This window comes from Streptomyces griseus, from assembly GCF_001715295.1.
Lineage (GTDB): Bacteria > Actinomycetota > Actinomycetes > Streptomycetales > Streptomycetaceae > Streptomyces > Streptomyces griseus_G.
Genome location: NZ_MDKB01000004.1, coordinates 58,409 through 81,559 on the forward strand (window position 1 = coordinate 58,409; position 23,151 = coordinate 81,559).

General features: G+C 68.2%; 16 protein-coding genes, 2 pseudogenes and 1 riboswitch. Of the genes and pseudogenes, 8 read left to right on the plus strand and 10 right to left on the minus strand.

The window, feature by feature from the left end:
• Window positions 1-142: 142 nt before the first annotated feature.
• Window positions 143-273: riboswitch (FMN riboswitch) on the minus strand.
• 261 nt (window positions 274-534) lie between these two features.
• Complete coding sequence (locus BA175_RS21865) at window positions 535-2,877, plus strand: chitinase C-terminal domain-containing protein (protein WP_069173207.1); 2,343 nt, start codon at window positions 535-537, stop codon at window positions 2,875-2,877.
• A gap of 173 nt (window positions 2,878-3,050) precedes the next feature.
• Complete coding sequence (locus tag BA175_RS21870; protein ID WP_069173208.1) at window positions 3,051-3,554, plus strand: GNAT family N-acetyltransferase; 504 nt, start codon at window positions 3,051-3,053, stop codon at window positions 3,552-3,554.
• Between the two features lie 207 nt (window positions 3,555-3,761).
• Here the strand turns inward: BA175_RS21870 and BA175_RS21875 are convergent, their stop codons facing one another.
• Both BA175_RS21875 and BA175_RS21880 read right to left on the minus strand, forming a co-directional pair.
• On the minus strand, window positions 3,762-4,367 hold the full coding sequence (locus BA175_RS21875) for a hypothetical protein (protein WP_069173209.1): 606 nt from the start codon (window positions 4,365-4,367) through the stop codon (window positions 3,762-3,764).
• A gap of 82 nt (window positions 4,368-4,449) precedes the next feature.
• A complete protein-coding gene (locus BA175_RS21880) occupies window positions 4,450-5,676 on the minus strand; it encodes a DNA sulfur modification protein DndB (protein WP_079159728.1) in 1,227 nt (408 codons plus the stop codon).
• 176 nt (window positions 5,677-5,852) lie between these two features.
• Between BA175_RS21880 and BA175_RS21885 the strand changes: the two genes are divergently transcribed.
• The 4 genes from BA175_RS21885 to BA175_RS21895 all read left to right on the plus strand — a co-directional run bounded on the left by BA175_RS21885 (window position 5,853) and on the right by BA175_RS21895 (window position 14,657).
• Window positions 5,853-8,021, plus strand: a complete 2,169-nt coding sequence (locus BA175_RS21885; protein ID WP_175420898.1) for an N-6 DNA methylase — start codon at window positions 5,853-5,855, stop codon at window positions 8,019-8,021.
• A 92-nt stretch (window positions 8,022-8,113) separates the two neighbouring features.
• On the plus strand, window positions 8,114-10,231 hold the full coding sequence (locus BA175_RS21890) for a type I restriction-modification system subunit M (protein WP_069173210.1): 2,118 nt from the start codon (window positions 8,114-8,116) through the stop codon (window positions 10,229-10,231).
• Complete coding sequence (locus tag BA175_RS29890) at window positions 10,228-11,481, plus strand: restriction endonuclease subunit S (protein ID WP_079159729.1); 1,254 nt, start codon at window positions 10,228-10,230, stop codon at window positions 11,479-11,481. Before BA175_RS21890 ends, BA175_RS29890 begins: the two co-directional genes overlap by 4 nt.
• Window positions 11,478-14,657 (plus strand): type I restriction endonuclease subunit R, encoded by a 3,180-nt coding sequence (locus BA175_RS21895; RefSeq protein WP_069173211.1) that lies wholly within the window; start codon window positions 11,478-11,480, stop codon window positions 14,655-14,657. Before BA175_RS29890 ends, BA175_RS21895 begins: the two co-directional genes overlap by 4 nt.
• A gap of 69 nt (window positions 14,658-14,726) precedes the next feature.
• On the opposite strand, the gene BA175_RS21900 is transcribed toward BA175_RS21895, so the two are convergent.
• Entirely contained in the window at window positions 14,727-14,930 is a 204-nt protein-coding gene (locus tag BA175_RS21900; protein ID WP_069173212.1) for a DUF397 domain-containing protein, read from the minus strand.
• Window positions 14,927-15,811 carry a helix-turn-helix domain-containing protein gene (locus tag BA175_RS21905; protein ID WP_069173213.1) on the minus strand — a complete coding sequence of 295 codons (885 nt, stop codon included), beginning with the start codon at window positions 15,809-15,811 and terminating at the stop codon, window positions 14,927-14,929. Before BA175_RS21905 ends, BA175_RS21900 begins: the two co-directional genes overlap by 4 nt.
• 311 nt (window positions 15,812-16,122) lie before the next feature.
• Between BA175_RS21905 and BA175_RS21910 the strand changes: the two genes are divergently transcribed.
• Window positions 16,123-16,497 (plus strand): NIPSNAP family protein, encoded by a 375-nt coding sequence (locus tag BA175_RS21910; protein ID WP_254667943.1) that lies wholly within the window; start codon window positions 16,123-16,125, stop codon window positions 16,495-16,497.
• Here BA175_RS21910 and BA175_RS21915 read toward each other — a convergent pair.
• The 5 genes and pseudogenes from BA175_RS21915 to BA175_RS21935 form a co-directional block, all read right to left on the minus strand.
• Window positions 16,458-17,288: an SDR family NAD(P)-dependent oxidoreductase gene (locus tag BA175_RS21915; RefSeq protein WP_069173214.1), complete on the minus strand. Its 831-nt coding sequence runs from the start codon at window positions 17,286-17,288 to the stop codon at window positions 16,458-16,460. The genes BA175_RS21910 and BA175_RS21915 overlap by 40 nt on opposite strands.
• 35 nt (window positions 17,289-17,323) lie before the next feature.
• Window positions 17,324-18,751 (minus strand): hypothetical protein, encoded by a 1,428-nt coding sequence (locus BA175_RS21920; RefSeq protein WP_254667944.1) that lies wholly within the window; start codon window positions 18,749-18,751, stop codon window positions 17,324-17,326.
• Window positions 18,752-18,836: 85 nt separating this feature from the next.
• Entirely contained in the window at window positions 18,837-19,481 is a 645-nt protein-coding gene (locus BA175_RS21925) for a guanylate kinase (RefSeq protein ID WP_069173216.1), read from the minus strand.
• The gene (locus BA175_RS21930; RefSeq protein ID WP_069173217.1) at window positions 19,478-20,080 is read right to left on the minus strand and encodes an AAA family ATPase; all 603 of its coding nucleotides are present in this window, start codon (window positions 20,078-20,080) and stop codon (window positions 19,478-19,480) included. The genes BA175_RS21925 and BA175_RS21930 overlap by 4 nt, the downstream gene beginning before the upstream one ends.
• A gap of 75 nt (window positions 20,081-20,155) precedes the next feature.
• A pseudogene (locus tag BA175_RS21935) lies at window positions 20,156-20,386 on the minus strand (IS256 family transposase); the annotation flags it as partial.
• A 355-nt stretch (window positions 20,387-20,741) separates the two neighbouring features.
• Between BA175_RS21935 and BA175_RS21945 the strand changes: the two are divergent.
• Window positions 20,742-22,484, plus strand: a complete 1,743-nt coding sequence (locus BA175_RS21945) for an endo-1,4-beta-xylanase (RefSeq protein ID WP_069173702.1) — start codon at window positions 20,742-20,744, stop codon at window positions 22,482-22,484.
• A 325-nt stretch (window positions 22,485-22,809) separates the two neighbouring features.
• On the opposite strand, the pseudogene BA175_RS31885 reads toward BA175_RS21945, so the two are convergent.
• Window positions 22,810-23,028, minus strand: a pseudogene (locus BA175_RS31885) (IS5 family transposase); the annotation flags it as partial.
• Window positions 23,029-23,151 lie beyond the last annotated feature (123 nt).

The window sequence follows — 23,151 nt, forward strand, 5'->3', positions numbered from 1 at the left end:
GGCACGGACTCCGGGGCCTGTCGATGACGACAGATGAAGCGGAACGCAACGGGGGACGCCGAAACCGAAGACACGGATGCGCCTGTTCCGGGACGATCTCCCGGAACGCATCCGCCGACGGCGGCGTACCCGAAACGGCCCGCCGCGCACTGCCTCCCATCCGGACTTTAACCGTCGGTCCAGGAATCCCACCTGGTCAACCGGCCGCTGGATGCGGACGGGTCGCGGACTATAACCGCCGGTTCGGAATTGCACCGACCCCGGAGTGCGCTGCTACTGGTACATCACTCATTGTGCCACGGCCGCCCCTGGGCCAAACGGGTGCCTGCTGTGGAGCGGCTCACAGGGCCGGCGCCGCGACCGTGTCCGGGCCCATCCGCCGGCAAATGGTCCAGACCTATTGACTCACTGGTCTAGTCCTCTTAATCTCTGCGTCACCTCCGAGGAACGCCTGCCGGGTGTGCGCACACCCGGGTCCCGCGCAGATCCCCCTTTGCCAGTCGTGTCAGCCGACCTCCCCAGGAGGAACCACACATGCTGTCCCCCACCCGCGCGAGAGCCACCCTGCTCGCAGCCGGCGCAGCCGTCGCCGGACTGCTGCTGGGCTCGCTCACCGCGGCTCCCTCGGCCGCCGCCGCCGATCAGGAGTCCTGCCGGCCCGACGGGCTCTACCGGACCCCCGGTGTCGACGTGCCGTACTGCTCGGTCTACGACTCCGAGGGCCGCGAGAAGATGGGAGCCGACCACCAGCGGCGTGTCATCGGATACTTCACCAACTGGCGGACCGGCAAGGACGGAACGCCGTCCTACCTCGTCCCGGACATCCCCTGGGACAAGGTCACCCATCTGAATTACGCGTTCGCGCACGTCGACGGTGACAACAAGATCTCCGTGGGCGGCGACGGCCCGCAGAACGCCTCCACGGGAATGACCTGGCCCGGTGTGACGGGCGCCGAGATGGACCCCGGTCTCCCCTACAAGGGCCACTTCAACCTGCTCAACAAGTTCAAGAAGCAGCATCCGGCCGTGAAGACCCTGGTCTCGGTGGGCGGCTGGGCCGAGACCGGCGGTTACTTCGACGACAAGGGCACCCGGGTGGACTCGGGCGGCTTCTACTCGATGGCCACGAACGCCGACGGCTCGGTCAACCAGAAGGGCATCGACACCTTCGCCGACTCCACCGTCGCGTTCCTCAAGAAGTACGGCTTCGACGGGGTCGACATCGACTACGAGTACCCGACGACGATGAAGGACGCCGGCAACCCGCTCGACCACACCCTGGCCAACGCCCGCCGGGCAGGCCTCGTCAAGGGCTACGGCGCGCTGATGAAGACGCTGCGCGAGAAGCTGGACCGCGCGTCCGCCGCCGACGGCAGGCACTACCTGCTGACCGTCGCGGCCCCCTCCTCCGGCTATCTGCTGCGCGGCATGGAGACCTTCCAGGTCCAGAAGTACCTGGACTACGTCAACATCATGTCCTACGACCTGCACGGCGCCTGGAACGAGTACGTCGGCCCGAACGCCTCGCTCCACGACGACGGCAAGGACGCCGAACTGGCCCAGGCGGGCGTCTACTCGACGTCCCAGTACGGCGGGACCGGCTACCTCAACACCGACTGGGCCTACCACTACTTCCGCGGTTCCATGCCGCCCGGCCGGATCAACATCGGGCTGCCGTACTACACCCGCGGCTTCAAGAACGTGCAGGGTGGCACGAACGGGCTGTGGGGCAGGGCGGCCACCACCGACTGCCCTGCGGGCGCCGGGCTGACGAAGTGCGGTGACGGTGCCGTCGGCATCGACAACCTCTGGCACGACCTGGACACGAACGGCAAGGAGTCCCCGGCCGGCTCCAACCCGATGTGGCACGCGAAGAACCTGGAGAAGGGGGTCGTCGGCGACTACGTCACACGGTACGGCTTCCCGGCCGGCACCCGGCTGACCGGCACCTACACCCGCAACTACGACGCGACGCTGGTCGCGCCCTGGCTGTGGAACGCCGAGAAGAAGGTCTTCCTGTCCACCGAGGACGAGCAGTCGGTGGCCGCCAAGGCCGACTACGTCGTCGACAAGGGCATCGGCGGAACGATGATCTGGGAGCTCGCCGGCGACTACGGCTGGAACGCCGCCAAGGGCCAGTACGAACCGGGCTCCACCCTGACGTCCGCGATGTACGAGAAGTTCAGGTCGGCCACCCCGTACGGTGCGACCCGGTCGACCGTCGACCTGCCGGCCAAGGCCCTGGACATCGACGTGTCGTTCGAGCAGTTCCCCCTCGGCGACTCCAACTACCCGATCAGTCCGAAGCTGAAGATCACCAACAACACGACGGCGACACTGCCGGGCGGCACGGAGTTCCGGTTCGACTACGCGACCTCCGCCCCGGCCAACGCCAAGGACCAGTCGGGTTTCGGCACCACCGTCATCCGCAGTGACCACACGGCGGCGAACAACATCGGCGGCCTCAAGGGTGACTACAACCGGGTGTCGCTGAAGCTGCCGGCCTGGCAGACGCTGGCCCCGGGCGCCTCGGTACAGCTGGACTTCGTCTACTACCTGCCGACCTCGACGCCGTCCAACTGGACGGTGACCTTCGGCGGGGCCACGTACTCCCTCGCCGGAGACCTGGCACGCGGCACCACCGTCGTCCAGCCGGGCACCGGGACGGGAACCGGCCCCACCCCGACGCCGACGCCGACACCGACACCGACACCCGGAACCTGCGCGGCGGCGGCCTGGAGCGCGTCGGCGGAGTACGGGGCGGGGGCGACCGTGAGCTACGGCACGCACACGTGGAAGGCGAAGTGGTGGACCAAGGGCGAGACGCCCGGTTCCACCGGTGAGTGGGGCGTCTGGCAGGACCTCGGGACCTGCTGAACCCCCCGGCACACGACCGCCCGGCGGCGAACTGCACCACCGCCGCCGGGCTCACCGCTGCCCGGCCGGACCCACGGCCGCCGGCCCGGGGTGCCCGTTGCGGGGCCGGCTGACGGACCGGCGCCTGGGCCGGCGCCTGGGTCGGGGTTCGATCAGTGGGGCACAGTGAGGGCATGACCACGTACCAGACGATGCCGTTCCACCTTGAGACCGAGCGGCTGATACTGCGGCCATGGGTCGAGTCGGACGCCGCCGAGTTCTGCGCCCTCCTCTCCGAACGCGGCAAGGGGACCCCCACGGTCGAGCACATCCGGACGTCCATCGTGGAGCTGCTCGCCGCGACGGAGACCACGGGGATAGCCCTCTTGCCCGTCCAGCGCCGTGACGAAGGCGACTTCATCGGCTACTGCGGGCTGATCATCGGCCGCTCCACCGTGGAAGAGCCGGAAATCGCGTACGAGTTGTTCCAGCGCGCGCATGGGCGTGGCTACGCCACCGAGGCCGCCGGCGCGGTGCTCGATGCTGCTGTCGCAACCGGGCGTAGACGGCTCTGGTCGACCGTCGGCGCGTGGAACACACCGTCGCTCCGTGTCCTCGAGAAGCTCGGGTTCGAGCGGGATCACGTTTCCACGGAGGACAACGGTGAAGTGGTCTGGCTCACACGTGCGTTGCCGTGACCAGGTGTGCGTGAGCGATGCACGCCGGGGGCGCGATGTGGAGTCCGGTGACGTCCGGCCGACGCACGGCCTTCCCGCCGTCCGGCGGCGGACCTGCGTCCGCCGCCGGACGTCGGAGCGGATCGCCGAGCCGCACGGGTCGAGTTCCGCCAGACATCGGTCGTGGGCGGTGCTTCCCACCTGTCCGCCTCGGCCGGGATCGGCCGCTCAGCCGACACGCTTCCACTCCTGGCAGCGGGTGGACTTGAAGACCTCGCCCTTGTCGACGGTCACCCGGCCGCTGCCGTCCAGGTTGTCGTTGGCGATGATCGCGTCGAACTCGCCGCTGGCGTTTCTCGCCCGCTCCCAGTAGCAGCCGAAGCTCCCCTCGGGCCCGGACGTCCTGTAGGTTCCCGCCTTCATGTCCTCACCCACCAGGTACTCGCCGTCCCCTTCGACGGTGGTGGGCGGCCCCTTGGGCTTCGGCTGCTTGGGCGGCGGAGCCGTGACCGTCGCGGTCTTCGTCACGGTGACCTTCGGCCCCGGCACTTCGACCTCCTTGGTGACGGTCACCTTCGGAGCGGGGCCCGCGGAGTCCGTGGCCTGGGCCTGGTCGTCCGAGACGCCGATCCCGACGCCGAGGAAGAGGGCGACGAGGCCGACCGCCCCGTGGGTGAGCCACCTCGTGCCCTGAGACGGCTTCGCAGGCGGGGGCGTGAACCCGCCCGGGTACGGACCGTGCGGCGGCGGGACGGGCCGGGTCGGGTACGCGCCGGAGGAGGGGGCGTCGGCGGGACGGGGCGTGCCGGGCTGCTGCGGGCTGTCGGAATGCATCGTGCGGGCTCCTGGTCGTCGTGATCGGGCGTCAGTGGTCGGGTGCCGGTGATCCGCCGTCGGCGGGTCGGGGCGGGAGCGGTCACTGTCCCCGGATGCGCCGCCCTGCCTCCGTGCCCGGGTAGAGGAGGGCGTCGGCGACCCGGCCGCCGGAGTCCTTCACGCCGCCGCTGAAGTTGAGCCGCCCGGTCGCCCCGGCCTTGGCCGCCACGCCGTCCCAGTAGCGCGCTTCGCGCTCCCACCGGACCTCGGCGAGGAGCCGTTGCAGCGCCTCGGTGCTCAGTGCGCTCGCGGGGTCGGCCCACGGGGTCGTGTGGTGGACGGCGATCCCGAGCCCGGCGAGCACGGCGGGTGCGGTGAGGGCGCTGCGCGAGACGAAGTGGGAGCTGTGCTCGGAGATGAGCCGGGCGAGCAACGGCACGACGTACCCCTCGACCCGATCGGCGTCGGCCCCGGCGGGCAGCTCGTCCTCCTGGACGGTCTCCGCGGAACGGGACAGCCCGGTGCGGCCGTAGACGGCCGTGATGACGAGGGCCCGGAGAGCGGAGAGCGTGATGACCTCGGGGTCGGACTTGCCGACCTGGCGCTTGGTGGCATTGACGAGCTTGGTGAACGGTACGAGCTTGCCGTCCACGTCCACCTTGACGGCCTCGGCGACCCGGTGGGCGAGGCGGGTGGCGAAGTCCCGCTGGTCCATGGACATGGCCAGGTTCTTCGCGACGGCGACGCCCTGGACGTTGCGGTCGTAGAAGATCTGCCGCGCGTCGGCCACGCTGAGATCCACGTACAGCTCGAACGGCACACGGATCGACGCGAGTTCGGTGTAGCTGAGCCCGAAGTGCTCGGGGTCGTCGTACAGCTCGTGCCAGGCGGTCGTCTGGGTCTCCCCGTCGATGGCGACGACCGCGGTGCCGGGCGTGATGGTCAGGGTCCGCAGTCCGGTGCCGGGCAGCAGTTCGTCGCTGAGCGCGGCGAGCGGTCCGGCGTGCCAGAAGGTGATCGGCGGCGTGGACCAGCCGGCGCCCAGCTCACCCTTGACCCCGTCGGCGATGTACTCGGCGTACGAGCCGACGTTCTTCCCCTTCTGCGTGGACTTCAGCGCCCGCTGCACGAGCGAGCGCAGTTCGGCGTGGCGGCGTACGGCGCCGGAGGCGGCCTTGAGCGTCTTCGTGTCCTCCTCGCGGCGCGGAGAGGGGACGAGCTGGACGAGCGTCGGGACGGACATGGTCCCGATCACGGCGTCCGCCCGGAACGGCATGACGGTGAGCTGGGTGCCTTCGACGACAGCGGTAGGCATGGTGATGCGCATGGCGATTCCCCCCACGGGATCGGCGAGTTACCCGGACCCCCCTCGGGCCGAGCCGCTTCACTTGGAAGCAACACCAGAGAAGCATCGCCGTGAAAGCATTGTCAAACACCTTGACGCGTTTGACCGACGGTGTAAGTTGTGAGCTGTCAGCTACCGAGAGGCCCAGGACTCCCGCCATGCCCCAGCCACCCGCCCAGGTGACCGCCGCCGAGATCTCACGCATCGCCGGGGTCACGCGCGCCACCGTCAGCAACTGGCGCCGACGGCACGACGACTTCCCGGCGCCCTCCGGGGGCACCGACTCCAGCCCGCTGTACGACCTGGTGCACGTGCGGAGGTGGCTCGGTGCCCGGGGCCACGCCTCGACCGCCGACCCCGCGGAGGAGCTGCGCACCACGCTGCGCCTGCATCCCGGGGGTGGTGCAGTGACCGGCGCCCTGCTCCCCCTGGTGCTGGCAACGGCCCGGCGCACTCCCGAGGAGCGCACCGCGCTGGCCGGCCTGTCCGACGCCGAACTCACCGCCCGCGCCGGCAGCGCGGTGGCCGACCTCGCGGAGCTGGTGCCCGGCGCGGAGGCCGTCCGCTTCGCGGCCCCTGACGCCGATGTCCTGCGGGCGCTGCTGCGCTGCGTACAGGACGACGCGAGCGGCGAGGCGGCGCTGGCCGTGCTGGCGGAACGGGAGCTGGAGGACAGTGCCGCGAGCGGCACCTACCGCACCCCGGTGCAGCTGGCCGACCTCGTCGCCCGCCTGGTCCCCGGTCCGTGCGAGCGGGTCCTGGACCCCGCGTGCGGCAGCGGCTCCCTGCTCGCGGCCGCCGCCCGGCGGGGTGCGACCGTGCTGTACGGCCAGGACAGCGTCCCCGTGCAGGCGCAGCGCAGCGCGGTGAGCCTGCTGCTGGCCGCCCCGGACGCGGAGATCGCTGTCCGTACGGGCGACAGCCTCCGCTCCGACGCGTTCGGCGGGGTCACCGTCGACGCGGTCCTGTCCAACCCGCCCTACGGCGACCGCGAGTGGGGCCACGACGAGCTGGCGTACGACGCCCGCTGGGCCTACGGCGTTCCGCCGCGCGCCGAGTCCGAGCTGGCCTGGGTCCAGCACGCCCTGGCCCACCTGGTGCCCGGCGGCCACGCGGTCCTGCTCCTCCCTCCGGCCACCGCCTCCCGCGCCTCCGGCCGCCGGGTCCGCATGGAGCTGGTCCGCAGCGGCGCCCTGCGCGCGGTGGTGGCACTGCCTCCCGGGGCGGCGACTCCCTTCCACGTGGGGCTGCAGATCTGGGTGCTGCGCCGCCCCGAACCGGCCGGCCCCGCGCATACGTCGGTCCTGTTCGTCGACACGTCGGAGGCGGCGGCCGACACGGGCACCCGGACGGGCGGCACGGCCTCCGGCACACGCGGCGGCCGCACCCCGCTGAACTGGACAGCTCTGACGGAGACGGCCCTCACCCAGTGGTCGGCCTTCGCGAAGGACCCGGACGCGTACGCCGACGAGCCGGGCACCGCACGCGCGGTCCCCGTGGTCGACCTCCTGGACGACGTGGTGGACCTCTCCCCCGCCCGTCATGTACGCGCCTCGCGCAAGGACATCGCCCCGACGGAGCTGGCCAGGGAGGCCGACGAGGTCCGCCGCCGGCTCGTCACCGGCGCCACGTCCCTGGGCAAGGCGGCCGGTTACACCGACTGGAGCCCGGCCGGCCCGGCCCCGCGCGAGTGGCGCACGGCCACGGCGTCGGACCTGGCGCGGGGCGGCGCGCTCACGTTGCTGCGGACGGCGCCGGACGCCCGGGAGTCCCAGGGTTCTGCGGACGGCGTGCCGGCGACGGCGGTACTCACCGGCACGGACATCGCGCGGGGCACGGCCCCTTCCGGCGACCCGGGAAGCCTGCGGGCGGACGCGGCGCCGGTGATCGCGGCGGGCGACGTGCTCGTACGTGCGGTCGCGGGCGGGGGCGGCGCGATGGCCCGGGTCGCGGACGACGCGGACGCCGGGGCACTGCTCGGCCCTCAGGTCCACCTGTTCCGGCCGGATCCGGCCCGCCTGGACCCGTGGTTCCTGGCGGGTTTCCTGGGGGCGGAGGAGAACGTCGCGGGCGCGTCGACGGGCAGCACGGTGCTTCACGTCAGCCCGGGCCGGCTGCGCGTACCGCTGCTGCCACTGGAGGAGCAGAGACGCTACGGCGAGGCGTTCCGCCGCGTGCACGCCCTGAGAGCCGAGGCCGCGCGCGCCACGGAGCTGGCCGAGGAGACGGCCCGGCTGCTGGTCGGCGGGCTGACGGGGGGCGGTCTGGTGCCGTCCGCCCCGGCAGCGGCCGCCAGCGGCGGCGGGGCATCCGCGGAATCGGCCTGAAGCAGCACCACGGCCTTCACGTCACCACCACACTTGTCAGGACCCGCCCCGGCAGGGCGGGGGGCTAGAGGAAAAGGAAACCGGGGAATCCCTTGAACAGCAGCAAGCACACGGAGCTGGCGAACCACGCCTGGTCCGTCGCCGACCTTCTGCGCGGCGACTACAAGCAGTCCGACTACGGAAAGGTCATCCTTCCGTTCACGGTGCTGCGCCGCCTGGAGTGCGTGTTGGAGCCGACGCGCGACAAGGTCGCGGAGACGGTCGCCCGCTTCGAGGGCCAGGAGCTGGACACGGACCACTTCCTGCGCCGAGCATCGGGGCACTCGTTCTACAACACGAGCAGCCTGACCCTGAAGAAGATCGCCGGGGACGCGGGCAACGCCGCCGCGAACCTTCAGGTGTACGTCGGCGCCTTCTCCCCCAACGCCCGCGAGGTCCTGGAGAAGTACGAGTTCGCCCAGCAGATCCGCAAGCTCGACAGCGCGAACCTGCTCTACCAGGTCATGGGGAAGTTCACGGACCTGGACCTGCGCCCGGAGATCGTGCCCAACCACAACATGGGCTACATCTTCGAGGAACTGATCCGGCGCTTCGCGGAGCAGTCCAACGAGACCGCGGGTGAGCACTTCACCCCGCGCGAAGTCATCAAGCTCATGGTCAACCTGCTGATCGCCCCGGACGGCGACGCGCTCAGCATCCCGGGCGTCGTGCGTACGGTGATGGACCCGGCCTGCGGCACGGGCGGCATGCTCAGCGCGGCCGAGGAGCACATCAAGGCGCACAACGAGGACGCCACGGTCGAGGTGTACGGCCAGGAGCTCAACCCGGAGTCCTGGGCGATCTGCCGGTCCGACCTGATGATCAAGGAGCAGGACCCGGAGAACATCGCCTTCGGCAACTCCTTCTCGGACGACGGCCACAAGCGGGAGAAGTTCGACTACCTGCTCGCCAACCCGCCGTTCGGCGTGGAGTGGAAGAAGGTCAAGGAGGACGTCGAGTACGAGCACAGGAACCTCGGCGACTCCGGCCGCTTCGGCGCGGGCCTGCCCCGCATCAACGACGGCTCGCTCCTCTTCCTCCAGCACATGATCTCGAAGATGAAGCCGGTGGACGTGCACGGCGGGGGCGGCTCGCGGATCGCCATCGTCTTCAACGGTTCCCCCCTCTTCACGGGTGCGGCCGGCTCGGGCGAGTCGGAGATCCGCCGCTGGATCCTGGAGAACGACTGGCTGGAGGCGATCGTCGCCCTGCCGGACCAGCTCTTCTACAACACGGGCATCTCCACCTACTTCTGGATCCTGACGAACCGCAAGGACGCCCAGCACAAGGGCAAGGTCGTCCTGCTGGACGCGCGCGACCAGTGGGTGAAGATGCGAAAGTCGCTGGGCGACAAGCGAAAGGAGCTGGGCGACGGCTCGGGCGGCAAGCCGAACCACATCGGCGACATCACCCGCCTGTACGGGGAAGCGGTGGCAGCCGCGGCGGACGCGGAGCACCCGATGCACGCCAAGGTGAAGGTTTTCGACAACACGGCGTTCGGCTACCAGCGGATCACGGTGGAGCGGCCGTTGAAGCTGCGGTTCGAGATGACGGAGGAGACGCTGGCGGCACTGCTCGCGTCGAAGCCTGTGCAGAAGTGGGCGGAGGAGCGCTTCCTGCCGCGCGAACCGGAGCTCGCGGCGAAGGCGAAGGCCCGCCGGAAGCTGACGGACGAGGAGCAGGCGCAGTTCCAAAAACTGGCCGACGCCGAGGCGCAGGTGCTCAGGGACGCGTTGAGCCCGCTGCTGGGGAGCGAGTGGCCCACCAAGTCAGAAGCGCAGGTCGCGGTACGGAACGCCATGGCGGAAGCCGGCGTCCAGGGCCCGACGGGCGCGCCGTTCACGAAGGCGCTGCGGGACACGGTGGGGGTCCGGGACCCGGAGGGCGAGAAGCAGCTCCTCAAGGGCGGGGAGCCGGAGCCGGACAGTGAGCTGCGTGACTACGAGAACGTGCCGTTGAGCGAGGACGTGGAGGCCTACCTGAGGCGGGAGGTGCACCCGCACGTGCCGGACGCGTGGATTGACCACACGAAGACGAAGGTGGGGTACGAGATCCCGTTCACGCGGCACTTCTATGTGTACAAGCCGCCGCGGCCGTTGACGGAGATCGATGAGGAACTCAAGGCGCTTGAGGTCAGAATTCAGATGATCCTTAGGGAGGTTACCGGATGACTTGGCAAGAAACGCGCATGAAGTTCCTTTGCGTTGACTCGGGACAGTACGGACTGAACATCTCCGCCGACGAGTACACCACCTCTGGAACCAGACTTATTCGCACTTCCGACATCGCTGCGAGCGGCGCACTCAAGGCAGCGGATACCGGAGTCTACATCGACGCTCAGCCCGGACCTCGCCACCAATTGCACCGGGGTGACATCCTATTGTCACGCAGTGGAACGCTAGGGCGCTCATTCCTGGTGCCAGCAGAGGCGAACGGGCAGACATTCGCCGGTTTCCTTATTCGCTTCCGACCGGCTCACTACACAAACCCCCGATTCCTGCACTACGCCACGCAATCCAAAATGTTTCAGGGGATCGTACATTCGGAAGCAGTATCATCTACTATTCAAAACTTTAACGCTGAGCGCTACGCAAACGTCCCGATGCGCGCGCCAGCCGCAGACGTGCAGCGTCGCATCGCCGACTTCCTCGACGGCGAGACGGCACGTACCGACCATCTCCACGCACGAGTTGCGCGTTTTTCCGAACTCCTCAACGAACGACAGGCCTCCCTGCTTGCTCGCTGCTTCACAGCAGATGACGATCATCACACAAAGCGAGCCGTGACCGTCCCGCTGCGACGAATTATTGAACGCTGGATTGACTACCGCGGCGCCACGCCTGAGAAAACAGCATCCGGGATTCCACTTGTGACAGCGAGGAACATTCGCGAGGGAAAGATCGATCTGGCTGCAAGCCGCGAGTACATCGCTGAGGACGCATACAAAGTCTGGATGCGTCGAGGCCTACCGATGCACGGCGATGTACTTCTCACGACTGAAGCACCTCTCGGCCAGGTGGCCAGGATCTTTGACTCAGGCGTGGCATTGGCTCAACGCATCATTCTGCTGCGGCCAGATCCAGAGCAATGCTCTACAGAATGGCTTTACTGGTACCTACGTTCACCGCAGGGACAAGCAGAGCTCGCATTGCGGGCGACGGGATCGACCGCCGTGGGTATTAAGGCGGACAGGCTCCGAAGCGTCCCAATTCCACTCCTGGACACCAAAGATATACAAGAGCGACTGTCAGACCTCCGTTCGCATGTATCCCAGGTCGAGCGCTGCAAGGGCGAACTTACACGACAAAGCAATCTACTCGCCGAGCGCCGCCAAGCCCTCATCACCGCCGCCGTAACCGGCCAGTTCGACGTCTCCACCGCCAGCGGCCGCAACGTAACGGACGGAGTCCCGACATCGTGAGCCCGATCCACGACGAGTCCGCCTTCGGCACCGCCATAGTCGCCGCCATGATCGAGCACGGCTGGCGCGAGGCCCGCCCCGAGGACTACCAGGCCGATCTCGGCCTGGACACCAACGAGCTGTTCACCTTCCTCGGCGAGAGCCAGCCCCGCGAGTGGGACGAACTCCTCGCCGTCTACGGCAACGACCCCAACGCCGCCCAGCGCGGCTTCGCCCAGCGCCTCGACAAGGCCATCAGCGACGACGGCCTCCTCCACGTCCTCCGCAACGGCGTCAAGGACCGGGGCGTCCGCCTCCGCGTGGCCTACTTCAAGCCGAACCTCGTTGCCGATGACTCCGTCCTCGACGGCTACCGCGCCAACCGCCTCACCGTCGTACGCGAACTCGGCTACGCCACCAAGCAGGCCGACTGGGGCAACAAGCTCGACCTGACCCTGTTCCTGAACGGCGTCCCCGTCGCCACCGCCGAGCTGAAGAACCCGCTCACTCGGCAGGGCGTCGAGCACGCCAAGGAGCAGTACCGCACCGACCGCGACCCCACCGAGCTGATCTTCACCCGCCGCGTCATCGCCAACTTCGCCGTCGACCCGGACCTCGTCTTCGTCGCCACCCAGCTCCGGGGCAAGAACACCCGCTTCCTGCCCTTCAACACCGGCTCCAACGGCGCCGGCCTGTCCGGCGGTGCCGGAAACCCGGCCCCCACCGCGTACGGCACGTACGCCACCTCCTACCTGTGGGAGCAGGTCTGGGCGCGGGACAACTGGCTGGACCTGCTTCAGCGGTACGTGCACCAGCAGAAGACCAGGACGCCCGGTGGCGGGACCACCAAGTCGACGATCTTCCCGCGCTTCCACCAGTGGGACGTGGTCAAGAAGCTCACCACCCATGCGGCGACGTACGGCGTGGGCCAGAACTACCTCGTCATGGCCTCCGCCGGTTCCGGCAAGTCGAACACCATCGGCTGGCTCGCCCACCGCCTGAGCGACCTCCACGCCGACACCGACCCCCGCACGATTGATCCCGAGGCTTTGTCGGCCGGCCGGATCAAGCCGGGCGCGCCGGTATTCGACAAGGTCATCGTCATCACGGACCGCCGCAACCTCGACGCCCAGCTCCGCGAGACGGTCGGCAGCTTCTCGCAGACCGAGGGCCTGGTCGTGAAGGTGGACGAGAAGCACGGCTCGAAGAGCGAGCAGCTCGCCCGCGCGCTCTCCCGGGACACGGGCAAGATCGTCACGGTCACCCTGCACTCGTTCCCCGCGCTCCTGGACTACATCCAGCGCAACCCGACCAAGATCGAGGGCACCAGCTTCGCCATCATCGTGGACGAGGCGCACTCCTCCCAGTCCGGTGACGCCGCCACAGCCGTCCGCGCGGCCCTGCGCGATCTCGGCTTGGACTCCGACTCGGAGGATCAGGGCGCCACGGCCGTCACCCTCGACGAGAAGCTGAAGAAGAAGGCCGCGGAGCGGTCCCAGGCCGCGAACCTCTCCTACTTCGCGTTCACCGCCACCCCGAAGGCGAAGACGCTCGAACTCTTCGGCACGGAGGACACCGTGGACGGCAAGGCGGCCTACCGCCCCTTCCACACGTACTCCATGCGCCAGGCCATCGAGGAAGGCTTCATCCTCGACCCGCTGCGGAACTACGTCACGTACAACACGTACTGGAAGCTGGTGAACCAGAATCCGGACGAGCGCGAGGTGGACCCCTCGAAGGCCAACAGCCTGCTCGCCCGGTACGCGCTCACTCACGAGTACACCGTCTCCCAGCACGCTCAGGTGATCGTCGAGCACTTCCTGACGCACTCCCGCGGTCGGATGGGTGGGCGTGCCAAGTCCATGGTGGTCACGTCCTCGCGACAGTCCGCCGTGGAGATGGCGCGGGCCATCAAGAGCTACATCAAGGACCGGGACTACGACACCAAGTTCCCGGACCTGGGTGTCCTGGTGGCGTTCTCCGGCTCGCTCACGATCGACGACGACGAGACGACCGAGCCGAAGGAGAACGGCGGCATCGCGGAGAGCGCGCTGCCGAAGGCCTTCGCATACACGCGGGCCGACGACAAGGCGGTCGCCGCGGGCGGCCGGGGCCAGCAGGAGTACAAGATCCTGGTGGTCGCGGAGAAGTACCAGACGGGCTTCGACCAGCCGCTGCTGACGACCATGTACGTCAACAAGAAGCTGACCGGCATCTCCGCCGTGCAGACCCTCTCCCGGCTCAACCGCACCGCCGACCGCAAGAACCAGGCAGACCTGGCGGTCCTGGACTTCGCGAACGACGCCGAGGACATCCGGGACGCGTTCCGCCCGTACTTCGAGGAGGCCAACACCCTCCCCTCCGACCCGAATCTGCTCTACACCGCGCAGAGCCGGGTGATGTCGGCGCCGATCATCTCGGAGTCCGAGATGGACGAGTTCGCCGCGGCGTACTTCGCGGCGAAGGAGAAGGCGGCCGGCTCGCAAGCGAAGTGGGAGAAACTGCACGCGGAGCTGTACCGGCTCCTCTCCCCTGCTGTCGCCCGCTTCACCCCGCTCATGGAGAGCGAGGAGGAGGACGACGTGGAGACGGCAGAGGACTTCCGCGCGGACCTGAACGACTACGTGCGCAAGTACGGCTTCCTCGCCCAGATCGTTCCGTACCGCGACGCCGAGTTGGAACGACTCCACCTCTACGGCCGCTACCTCCTCAACCGGCTCCCCCGCCGTGCGGACGGTGGCGTGGACATAGGCGAGATCGACCTCAGTCACCTGCGGGTGGAGAAGACGGGAGAGTACGACGTCTCCCTGGCCCCCGAGGGCTCCGCCCAGCTCCCCGGCTTCGGTGACGGCACGGGCGGCGCGGCAGAGGCGGAGAAGTCGCTGCTGTCGGAACTGATCGAGGCGTTCAACGCCAAGTTCGGCACAGACTTCACCGAGGAAGACGTCCGCAAGCCGTTCAACAAGACCACGGAAGACCCCAAGGTCCGAGCGGCGGCCGTCGTCAACGACGAGGCCAACTTCGGCAAGGTCTTCGACCGGGCCTTCGCCGACAACATGGCCGACCACATCGAGACGACCGCAGGCATAGGGCGTCAGTACTTCGGCCCGGACAAGAGCTTCCGGTCCAACCTGGACCGCAGCGCACGCCGAGCGGCGTGGCGGATGATCCGCCGCGAGGAGAACGTGGACGAGTAGTCCTCGGACGGACGGGGCCCGCCGCAGTGCCGGTTAGGCATTGTGGCGGGCCCCTCCTGCGTACGTTACTTAGCCAGCGACAAGCCCGACGAACCCGGCCCACGCTTCCGGCCCGACGGTCATCACGGGGCCGCTGGCCTGCTTCGAGTCCCGGACGAACACCCCGGCAACCGTGGCAGCCACCTCGACACACTCGCCACCGCCGCCGCTGCTGTAACTGCTCTTGAACCAAGCACTCTCCGGAACGACAGGCTCGGTGGTGTGTGCGCTCATGACTCCCCAATCAGCTTCACGATCATCGCTGACGACTCTGCGGGCGTCAGCGCCTGCGATCGGAGAATGCCATAGCGGGCTTCGAGCTCGCGAACCTTTCGGGTGCCGGTGTAAAGGCGGCTGTCGTCCTGTACCTCTGTGTACGCAACGCGCTGCCCCTTGTCGGTGTCGATCAGCGTGAACGGCCCCCCAAGTCCGGCGCTGTCCTCGCGGTCAGTGGGCATGACTTGCACCTCCACATTGCGCAACTGAGCAGCTAGCAGTACTTGCTCCAGAGTGTTTCGCATCACCTGCCGACCACCGATCGGCCTGCGAAGAACAGCTTCTTCGATCACAAAGCTGAGCAAGGGGGCTGGGGCGCGCTTGAAGATGTCCTGCCGCACCATCCGTGCTTCCAGGCGTTGCTCAATCACGTCGTCTTCAAGAAGCGGGCGCTGCATCTGGAAGACAGCCCGAGCGTATTCCTCCGTCTGAAGCAACCCCGACACTGCGCTCACTGCGTACACGCTCATGGCCGCCGCACGTGACTCAAGCCGCGCCATGTCCCGGAAGAACGCCGGATACTGCGACCGAGCCAGCTCCTCCTTCAACGCCACCAGCAGTCCCCCGGCGTCCAGCACCCGGTCCGCCTTGTCGATGAACTCCGGCTGGGGAATCCGCCGCCCCTGCTCGAACGAGGCCACTGACTGCGCCGCGTACCCCACCCGCTTGCCGAACTCCACCCGGTCCAGCCCCGCCCGCACCCGCAGCAGCTTCAACTGCCGCCCGAACGCGACCGCTACGCCGTTCTCCGCCTTGCCCTCCGGCTGGGCGGAGGCACCCGACGAGCGCTCCGCGCCCTCCTCCGTACCCACGCCCGCATCCATCTCGTCCTGTGTCATCCGCCACCGCCTGTCCCCGTACGCATACGCACCACGTCAGTCGCGCCCAACCGTCACACAACACACAGCACTTCACAGCTCAACCGACGGGACGACATCACCCACGTCCGGGGCCCCCGAACCACCGCGCCCGCCTTGTCTCGTCCCGCTCGGGCACCGTAATCACCCGCTCGCACGCCTGCACAGCGTTCGCAGGCAGGTCCCTCCAAAGAGTGGGTACAAGCGGGGCCGACGCTCATCCATCCCAGCCACTCGTGGATTACTCAGCCTCTGCGGTGGCACACCGTGTCGACCCGTGAGAGGACACCCCCATGGCCAGGACCACCCAGGTCCGCACCTACACCGTCCGCGAGGGCCTGCTGGACGAGTGGGCGCAGCGGTGGAAGGCCGAGATCCTGCCGCTGCGTCTTGAGTGGGGGTTCGCGATCGGCGGCGCGTGGGTCGACCGTGAGCACAACCAGTTCGTCTGGCTGATCTCCTACGAGGGCCCGGAGACGTTCGCGGAGCGCAACGCGATGTACTGGGACTCACCGGCCCGCAAGTCGATGGACCTCGATCCGGCCGTCGAAGGACGAGGAACGCCCGCCGGACGACCTTGCGATGCGGCCGTCCAGCTCCGGCACCACACGAGACGACGCGCCCCGGCCTACCGGCCCGGCACCGTCCCCAGCCCCGCTTGCGGCTGACCGCCGTCGACGGGGATATGCGCGCCGTTCACTGCCGAGGAGACGGGCGAGAGGAGGAACGCGATGACCTGAGCGACCTCCTCGGCGTGCAGCAGTCGGCCGCTGGGGTTGCGTGCCGCGTACGCCTCGTACGTCTCCGGGTCACGAAGGCGGAGGCGATCCCAGCTCTTGCCCGGCAGGAGGATCGACCCAGGGCTCACGGTGTTGATCCGGACCCCGTACGGGGCGAGTTCGTGGCACAGGGCACCTGCGAGGTAGATCTCCGAGGCCTTGGCGGCTCCGTACTGTGCCGGGAAACGGGGCTTCCAACCGGAGATCGAGGCGACCATCACCACGGAACTGCCCGGACGCAGACTGTCCAGCGCCGCCCGGACGGCACGCACCGCGTGGCCGCCGTTCAGTTCCCAGGTGTCCTGCCAGTCCTCCCGTGTGGAGTCGAGGAGCCCGCCTCCGCGCTTGCCGCCGATGTTGGCGACCAGGCCGTCGAGTCCACCGAGTTCCCTTCCGGCCTGCTGGGTGAAGTCCTCCAGTTCGTCCGGTGCCAGGACGTCCACAGGCTCCGTCACCACCTGGGCGTCGAAGTCCTGACGCAATGCGGACGAGGCCTCGGCCAGGGTTTCGCGATTGCGGCCGCAGATTGCAAGGGAAGCCCCCTCTGCCGCGAGGATGCGGGCCACCGCATATCCAAGTCCTCTGCTGCCACCGGTCAGCAGAAACGACTTGCCGCGCAGTCCGTACCTGACAGCCGGTGCTGCCCCCGCGCTGTCTTCAGCCTCTTCCCGTTGTTCCATGGACGGCACTCTCTCACCCGACCGACCGTCGTTGCTCAACGCACCAGCTTGCGGATGACTATGCCCACGATGAGGGTGGTGAGCAGCATGCCGGCCGCTGTGAACGAGACCGCGAGTGCGGTCCACTCAGCCGTCTTGAGCTCCGACGGCGTGCCGGTTCCGACGTTGAGCCACAGAGCCATGGCCAGAACGAAGCTTTTGCCCGCCACCGTCACATCGGTCAACCCTCGGCCCGGGTCGCGCACCGCGCCCGCCAAGTGGAGAACCACGCCGGTCAGTACGACCCCGGCGCCCAGCACACGCGCCGGGTTGCGGGCTCGGACTCCCCAGCCGAGGACGCCACCGAGAAGGCCACGTCCGACGGCACGCCGCAGGGGCGGCATCTCTGCCGCCTCGCGCTGGCGCGCGAGGTAGTAGAGCTCGTCGACCTCACGGTTCCGGTTTCTCTTGGCCAGCGCCGACCGCACGGACTCCAGGGCAGCGGCCGTGACTTCGGTGAAGGAGCGTTCCAGGAACGACAGAGCCTGTGCGCCGTTGCGAAAGACCTGGCCGGCCAGCTCCATGTCGCCAACGCTGGAGGAACTGTCAAGGCTGTAACGGGAACGTCCGGACGGCAGGCCCAGGGTGCCCGTGACCGAGGAACCGTGCAGGCTGATCACCGAAGATGCCACGGAGGCCAACGTGAGGGACGTGACCGACGTGTTGTGAAGAGCGAGCCGCGCGGTCGATGCCGCTCCGGCGCCGTCCGAGCTTTCACAGAGTCCGAGGTTGCGTACGTCCACAGAGCCTCTGACGGTGCTGTTCGTGATCGTGCTTTCTTCGGCGGGGATGACGAGCCCGTTGACGCGCACGGCCTCACTGCAACGAAGGTCACTCGCCCGCAGTGGTTCGTCCAGTCGCACGCGCTGCAAAGAGAGCTCGCAGGTCTCTACGTCCTCGAGTCCGATCGCGGACAGCCAGAGATCGTCGAACGTGATGTCCTCGCGGGCCTTCAACCCCCGTACGTTCACCCGCGGTCGGCCGAGGCGACCGCCTGTGGCCTGGCTGCGGATCGTCAGCGAAGAAACCCGCGTGTTGCTGATGTGGAGCGTTCCGCGTAAGGCATTGACCTGTACGAGCTCCTCCACCCGCAGGCGCTCCAGCCGGGTGGTGCCGCACGAGTGCAGGGCGAGGAAGTCCAGGGCTGAGTCGATGACCGTGACCTCGCATCCCATCGAGGCGTTCCGGATGGTCAGCCGACCGATGCGGGAGTTCACCACCATCAGTGCGTCCGCCTCCACGTGATCGATGACCAGTTCGTCGATGTGGCAGGACCGTACGGTCAGGGCGCCATCGATGCTCATCCGGTCGAGCGACACGCGGTCGGCCGACACCGTGTCCAGCAGGAGGTCCGTCGTGACCTCGTCCTGGCGCAGATGCACACTGCGGTCACTCACGGTGCGTTGACGGCCGATTCGCGCCAAGTCCTCCAACGTCCGGATGACTCCCACCGGTATTCCCCCTGCTGTTCGTTGCCGTAGGTCTCACAGTGGGCACGCCTGGGCGTGCTCACCCGCGACACGGTGTCGTGTTCCGGCGGGCCACGGCTGTGTCCGTGCCGAGTCCGAGCGTGGTGAACAGCTCATCCCCGCTCTTGATGTCCGGTGCGCTGTGGAGCGCGTAGACGATCTGCTTGGCAGCGGTCACCGGATCGGTGTGGTCCGTACGGATCACGAGGTCGAACAGGTCTCGCACATCGGAGGAGCGCAGGTCTCGTGCCGTCTCGTCCCAGGCGGCAAGCCGCTTCTCGGTGTCGGTATCTCCCCGCGCGAGAGACCGCCGCTCGCACTCCTCGCGCGGAACCCAGAGGAGGACGCGCAGCCACGAAAGGGACGCACTCCGGTTCAGCAACGTGCGCATGTCCGTGACGTTGCCGATGTGGGTGACCGGAACCCGACCCCGACGCTGAGGTTCCGTAAGAGAGAGGTCGTCGACCGCGTACACGTTGCCGTAGCGCCGGGTCTCCACGACGATCCTGCCCTGGTGACGCAGGGCTTCGAGTTCCTCGGCTGTGACGAACCGATACCCGGCAGACCGGCCCGTCCCTTGCTTGAGCTTGGTGACGGGTTCGAAGCGCTGATCGGCTGTGCGCAGGGCGGCCGTCACCGTGTCCTTCCCGGCGGCCGGTGGCCCGTACAGGACGATGGCACTCACGAGTCCTCCAGCAGCCGCTGGGCGATGGCCTCGACCTGCTCGGCAAGCGGACGCGACGCGCTGATCCGGTTGTCGATGACGTGGTGGGGCGCCACCGGCCGGAGTCCGATGTCGATGCCGTCCGTGTACGCGGGCCAGTGCGTCAGCTTCCACGTGTCGCGTGTGGCGTTACGCGAGATCAACCGGTCCCGCATCGATTCCAGGTCGCTGTCCACCCAGAGAGTCTCGAAACGGGCGCCGACCCTACGACACCGGCGTGCGACACGTGATGTCCACTGCTCATCGGCGCTCTCGGCGAGAAAGGGTGCAACCGCGACCACGGACGTGCCGCACTCGAGGTTTTCCCAGACCGCCTTCATCAGGCACTCGTACTCCAGGGGCCTGGCGTGCTCGAGGTATGTGGCGCTGTGGCGGTCGTTCGGATCGCCGTTCAGGGCCGTCAGCAGTCGCTCGGTCATCGGACGGCTGATGGTGTCCTTGTCGAGCATGGCCCAACCCGTCGCCGCCGCCAGAAGCTTGCCGGCCTCGGACTTACCCGACCCGGCATACCCCGCGACGAGTGCGAGAGTGATGGTGCTCGTACCTAAAGCAGTAATCACGCAGTCCGCCCCCCGAGACGTCTCGAATCAACTAAGCACAGCTTAGGGGTGGGTGTGGGCGGTGACCATTGCGCTTCCGGCACGGTCGGCGACCTCCAGGGATACCCCCTCGAGAGCGGACTCCAGGAGCCGCTTGGTCAGCTGCTGGAGCAGGCCGCCCTCGCCGGTCAGCTGCAGGCCCTCGGCCTCGGCCCGACCCACCAGTTCATCGATCAGCCGGTCGTCCACAGACTTCGGCACCACGGCCGCAGACGGCTCGACGGTCTCGGCCTCGGCCTCGGCCTCGGCCGCATTGTTACTGGTCATCGATGCATCTTCCATGATCGGGAGTTACACCGAACGCTCAACCGGTTCGTCTGGCTGATCTCCTACGAGGGCCCGGAGACCTTCGCCGAGCGCGACGCGATGTACGGGGACTCGCCCGCTCGCACGTCGATGGACCTCGATCCGGACGATTACCTCGTCAGCACCGAGGAGCGGACGGTGGAGGAGTGGTACTGAGGCGACGTACCGATGACGCGCCGGCCAGGGGCAGCACGTGCCGTCGTCGTCGGTCCTCGCCGAGGGCCCGGAAGACCCGTCCGGGCCGCCCACCTCACGTGTGATGAACTGTGGCCCGGTTTCGAGGCGTTGCGTCTCGAACAGGAGAGTGGGAGTGACCGTGGGCCTCGGTGGGGGGACGTGGCGGCGACTGACCGCCGTGGTGTTCGTCATGGCGGTGGCGGCCGGGTGTACGGGGCAGGGTGAAGGCGCGGGCGGCGGAAACGACGAAGACCTGCTGGGGAACCACGACTGGACGCAGATGCCGGGCACCACCGCGCGGAACGACGTCCTGCGGGTCAGCGCACTGGATCGGCACATCGTGGAGCAGGACGCCTCCGGCGGCCGGCCCAACCCCCCGCTGAACCTGGCCGGCCCGCATCTCAGGACGGACGGCGACTTCACCGTCACCGCGCGCATGTCCGGTGTGGGTGACGATGACGGCGACTCATGGCTGCGGCTGTACGGACGTGTACCGGTCATCTACGACGAGTGGCGGCAGGAGCGGCCCTCACTCCGCGTCGGCGTGACCGCTGACGGACACGTGAAGGTACAGATATGGGACGGCGAGGGCGATGAGCCGGCCACCTCGAAGGATTTCGACTGCGGCTGCTCCGGGACGGTGACGCTCGCCGTGTCGAGCATCGGTGACACCTTCCGCGTGAAAGCCGACGGGCGGCAGCTGGGAACCGTGCAGGACCCGGGGGTGTTCGCCGAGGGCACTGTCTGGTTCGGTCTGGAGTCGGACGCGGGCGAGGACGAGCGCCGCGAGGGATGGCGTCTGACGCAGCTGATCGCGCGGGCGGAGAGCGGTGACTCGCTCCGCGTGATCAAGGCGCCGCAGCTACGCCAGGAGCAGTCCGACGACTCGCTGCGTGCGCGGGCCGCGGACGTGGGGCGGCCGTTCGACGTCGGCACCGCCCTGGCCGAGAACCCGCTGCTCACCGACTCACGCTACCGGGCGCTCGCGGGAAGCCAGTTCTCCATGCTCACTCCGGAGAACGCGTTCAAGCCACAGTTCCTCCACCCACGCCGGGGCGTCTACGACTTCCGCGACGCGGACCTACTCGTACGCTTCGCCAGCGCGAACAACATGAAGGTGCACGCGCACACTCTCGTCTGGCACGAGGCTCTGCCCGACTGGATGCGGGAGAACGACGACCCCGAGGAGGTGCGCCGGACCATGCTCCGGCACATCGCCATGGTCGCCGGGCACTTCAAGGGAAAGGTCGCGGAATGGGATGTGGTCAACGAGCCCATGTCCGACGACGAGAAGAGCTACACCGACGGGGATCTCGGTCTGCGCTCCGAGCAGAGCCCGTGGTTCGAGGCCATGGGCGAGGAGTACATCGACGAGGCGTTCAGGGCCGCCCACCGGGCCGATCCGAAGGCACGTCTGTTCCTCAACGAGTACGGGGTCGAGGAGGAAGGCGAGCGGTGGGACGCCCTTTACGATCTGGTCGAGCGGCTCAAGGAACGCGGCGTACCGATCGACGGCGTGGGTTTCCAGAACCATGAGTACGCACCCGGCGACCGCACCGACCCGGAGACCTTCCGCAGCCATGTGCGGGATCTGGCGGAGCTCGGGGTTCAGGCGCGGGTGTCGGAGATGGACGTCCCCGTAGGTGAGGACGAGGAGGACGGGCAGCTCACCCAGGCTGACGAGATGGCGGGCAAGCTGCGGGTCTGCCTGGAGGAGCCGAACTGCACCTCGTTCTCCACATGGGGATTCACCGACCGGTACGGTTCCACCGCCGACACCAAGATCTATCCTCCGCGCACGGCCGATTCCCTGCCGTGGGACGCGTCCCTGCAGCCGAAGCCGGCGTACGAGCGCTTGCTCGAGGCCTTTGACGAGACGTGAGTAGCGGGAGTCAAAGAGCGTCCTTTTCCGCCAGGGGCGTGTGATGAGGCGGCGAATGTGAGTAGGTCACGCTCGCTCGAGAGGGTGGCACGTGGGATTCAACGCAGTTACGGAGAACGCCTTGTGGGACCGGCTGTCCGCGGAGGTCCGCCGGGAGGTGGACAACCTCGTTTCGGCCGGTCGAAACGTGCAGGCCATTGCCCTGATGCGTGAGCATGCCGGCCTACCGACGCCGCATCTGCACGATTGCGTCGATGTAGTGGAGCAGCGATTCAGCGTAGTGCGGCATAGGCCGGCGAGCTCATGACAGTGCTGCACACCGTGGTCACGCGTGGCGCCAGTTCGGGGTCGATTTCGCGAGTGAGCCCACGGCTCCTGAGGTCGATCATGGCGAGGTGGACCACGGCTTCGGAGCGGTGAGGGAGGGCCTCGTAGTCGCGGGCCAGGCGGCGGTGATGCATGAGCCAGCCGGTTGGGTCGGCTCGACCACCCAACGCCGCGGAATCACCTTGAAGCCCTTCGGGGCGGGATCGCGGCGAGTGACTCTCCGGACGGGCCCGGCGCTCAGGGCTCAGGCGTCGAGCTTCGAGTGTCGAGGGCGGATCGGTCACCCGTTGGGGGGACGTCATCCGGGGGCCGAGCCCGACGCTTGAGCTTCGGGATTCGG

Bases quoted from the DNA above. Each gene is read 5' to 3' on its own strand.
- BA175_RS21865 (WP_069173207.1), top strand. From the start codon at position 535: ATGCTGTCCCCCACCCGCGCGAGAGCCACCCTGCTCGCAGCCGGCGCA.
- BA175_RS21870 (WP_069173208.1), top strand. From the start codon at position 3,051: ATGACCACGTACCAGACGATGCCGTTCCACCTTGAGACCGAGCGGCTG.
- BA175_RS21875 (WP_069173209.1), bottom strand. From the start codon at position 4,367: ATGCATTCCGACAGCCCGCAGCAGCCCGGCACGCCCCGTCCCGCCGAC.
- BA175_RS21880 (WP_079159728.1), bottom strand. From the start codon at position 5,676: ATGCGCATCACCATGCCTACCGCTGTCGTCGAAGGCACCCAGCTCACC.
- BA175_RS21885 (WP_175420898.1), top strand. From the start codon at position 5,853: ATGCCCCAGCCACCCGCCCAGGTGACCGCCGCCGAGATCTCACGCATC.
- BA175_RS29890 (WP_079159729.1), top strand. From the start codon at position 10,228: ATGACTTGGCAAGAAACGCGCATGAAGTTCCTTTGCGTTGACTCGGGA.
- BA175_RS21900 (WP_069173212.1), bottom strand. From the start codon at position 14,930: ATGAGCGCACACACCACCGAGCCTGTCGTTCCGGAGAGTGCTTGGTTC.
- BA175_RS21905 (WP_069173213.1), bottom strand. From the start codon at position 15,811: ATGACACAGGACGAGATGGATGCGGGCGTGGGTACGGAGGAGGGCGCG.
- BA175_RS21910 (WP_254667943.1), top strand. From the start codon at position 16,123: ATGGCCAGGACCACCCAGGTCCGCACCTACACCGTCCGCGAGGGCCTG.
- BA175_RS21915 (WP_069173214.1), bottom strand. From the start codon at position 17,288: ATGGAACAACGGGAAGAGGCTGAAGACAGCGCGGGGGCAGCACCGGCT.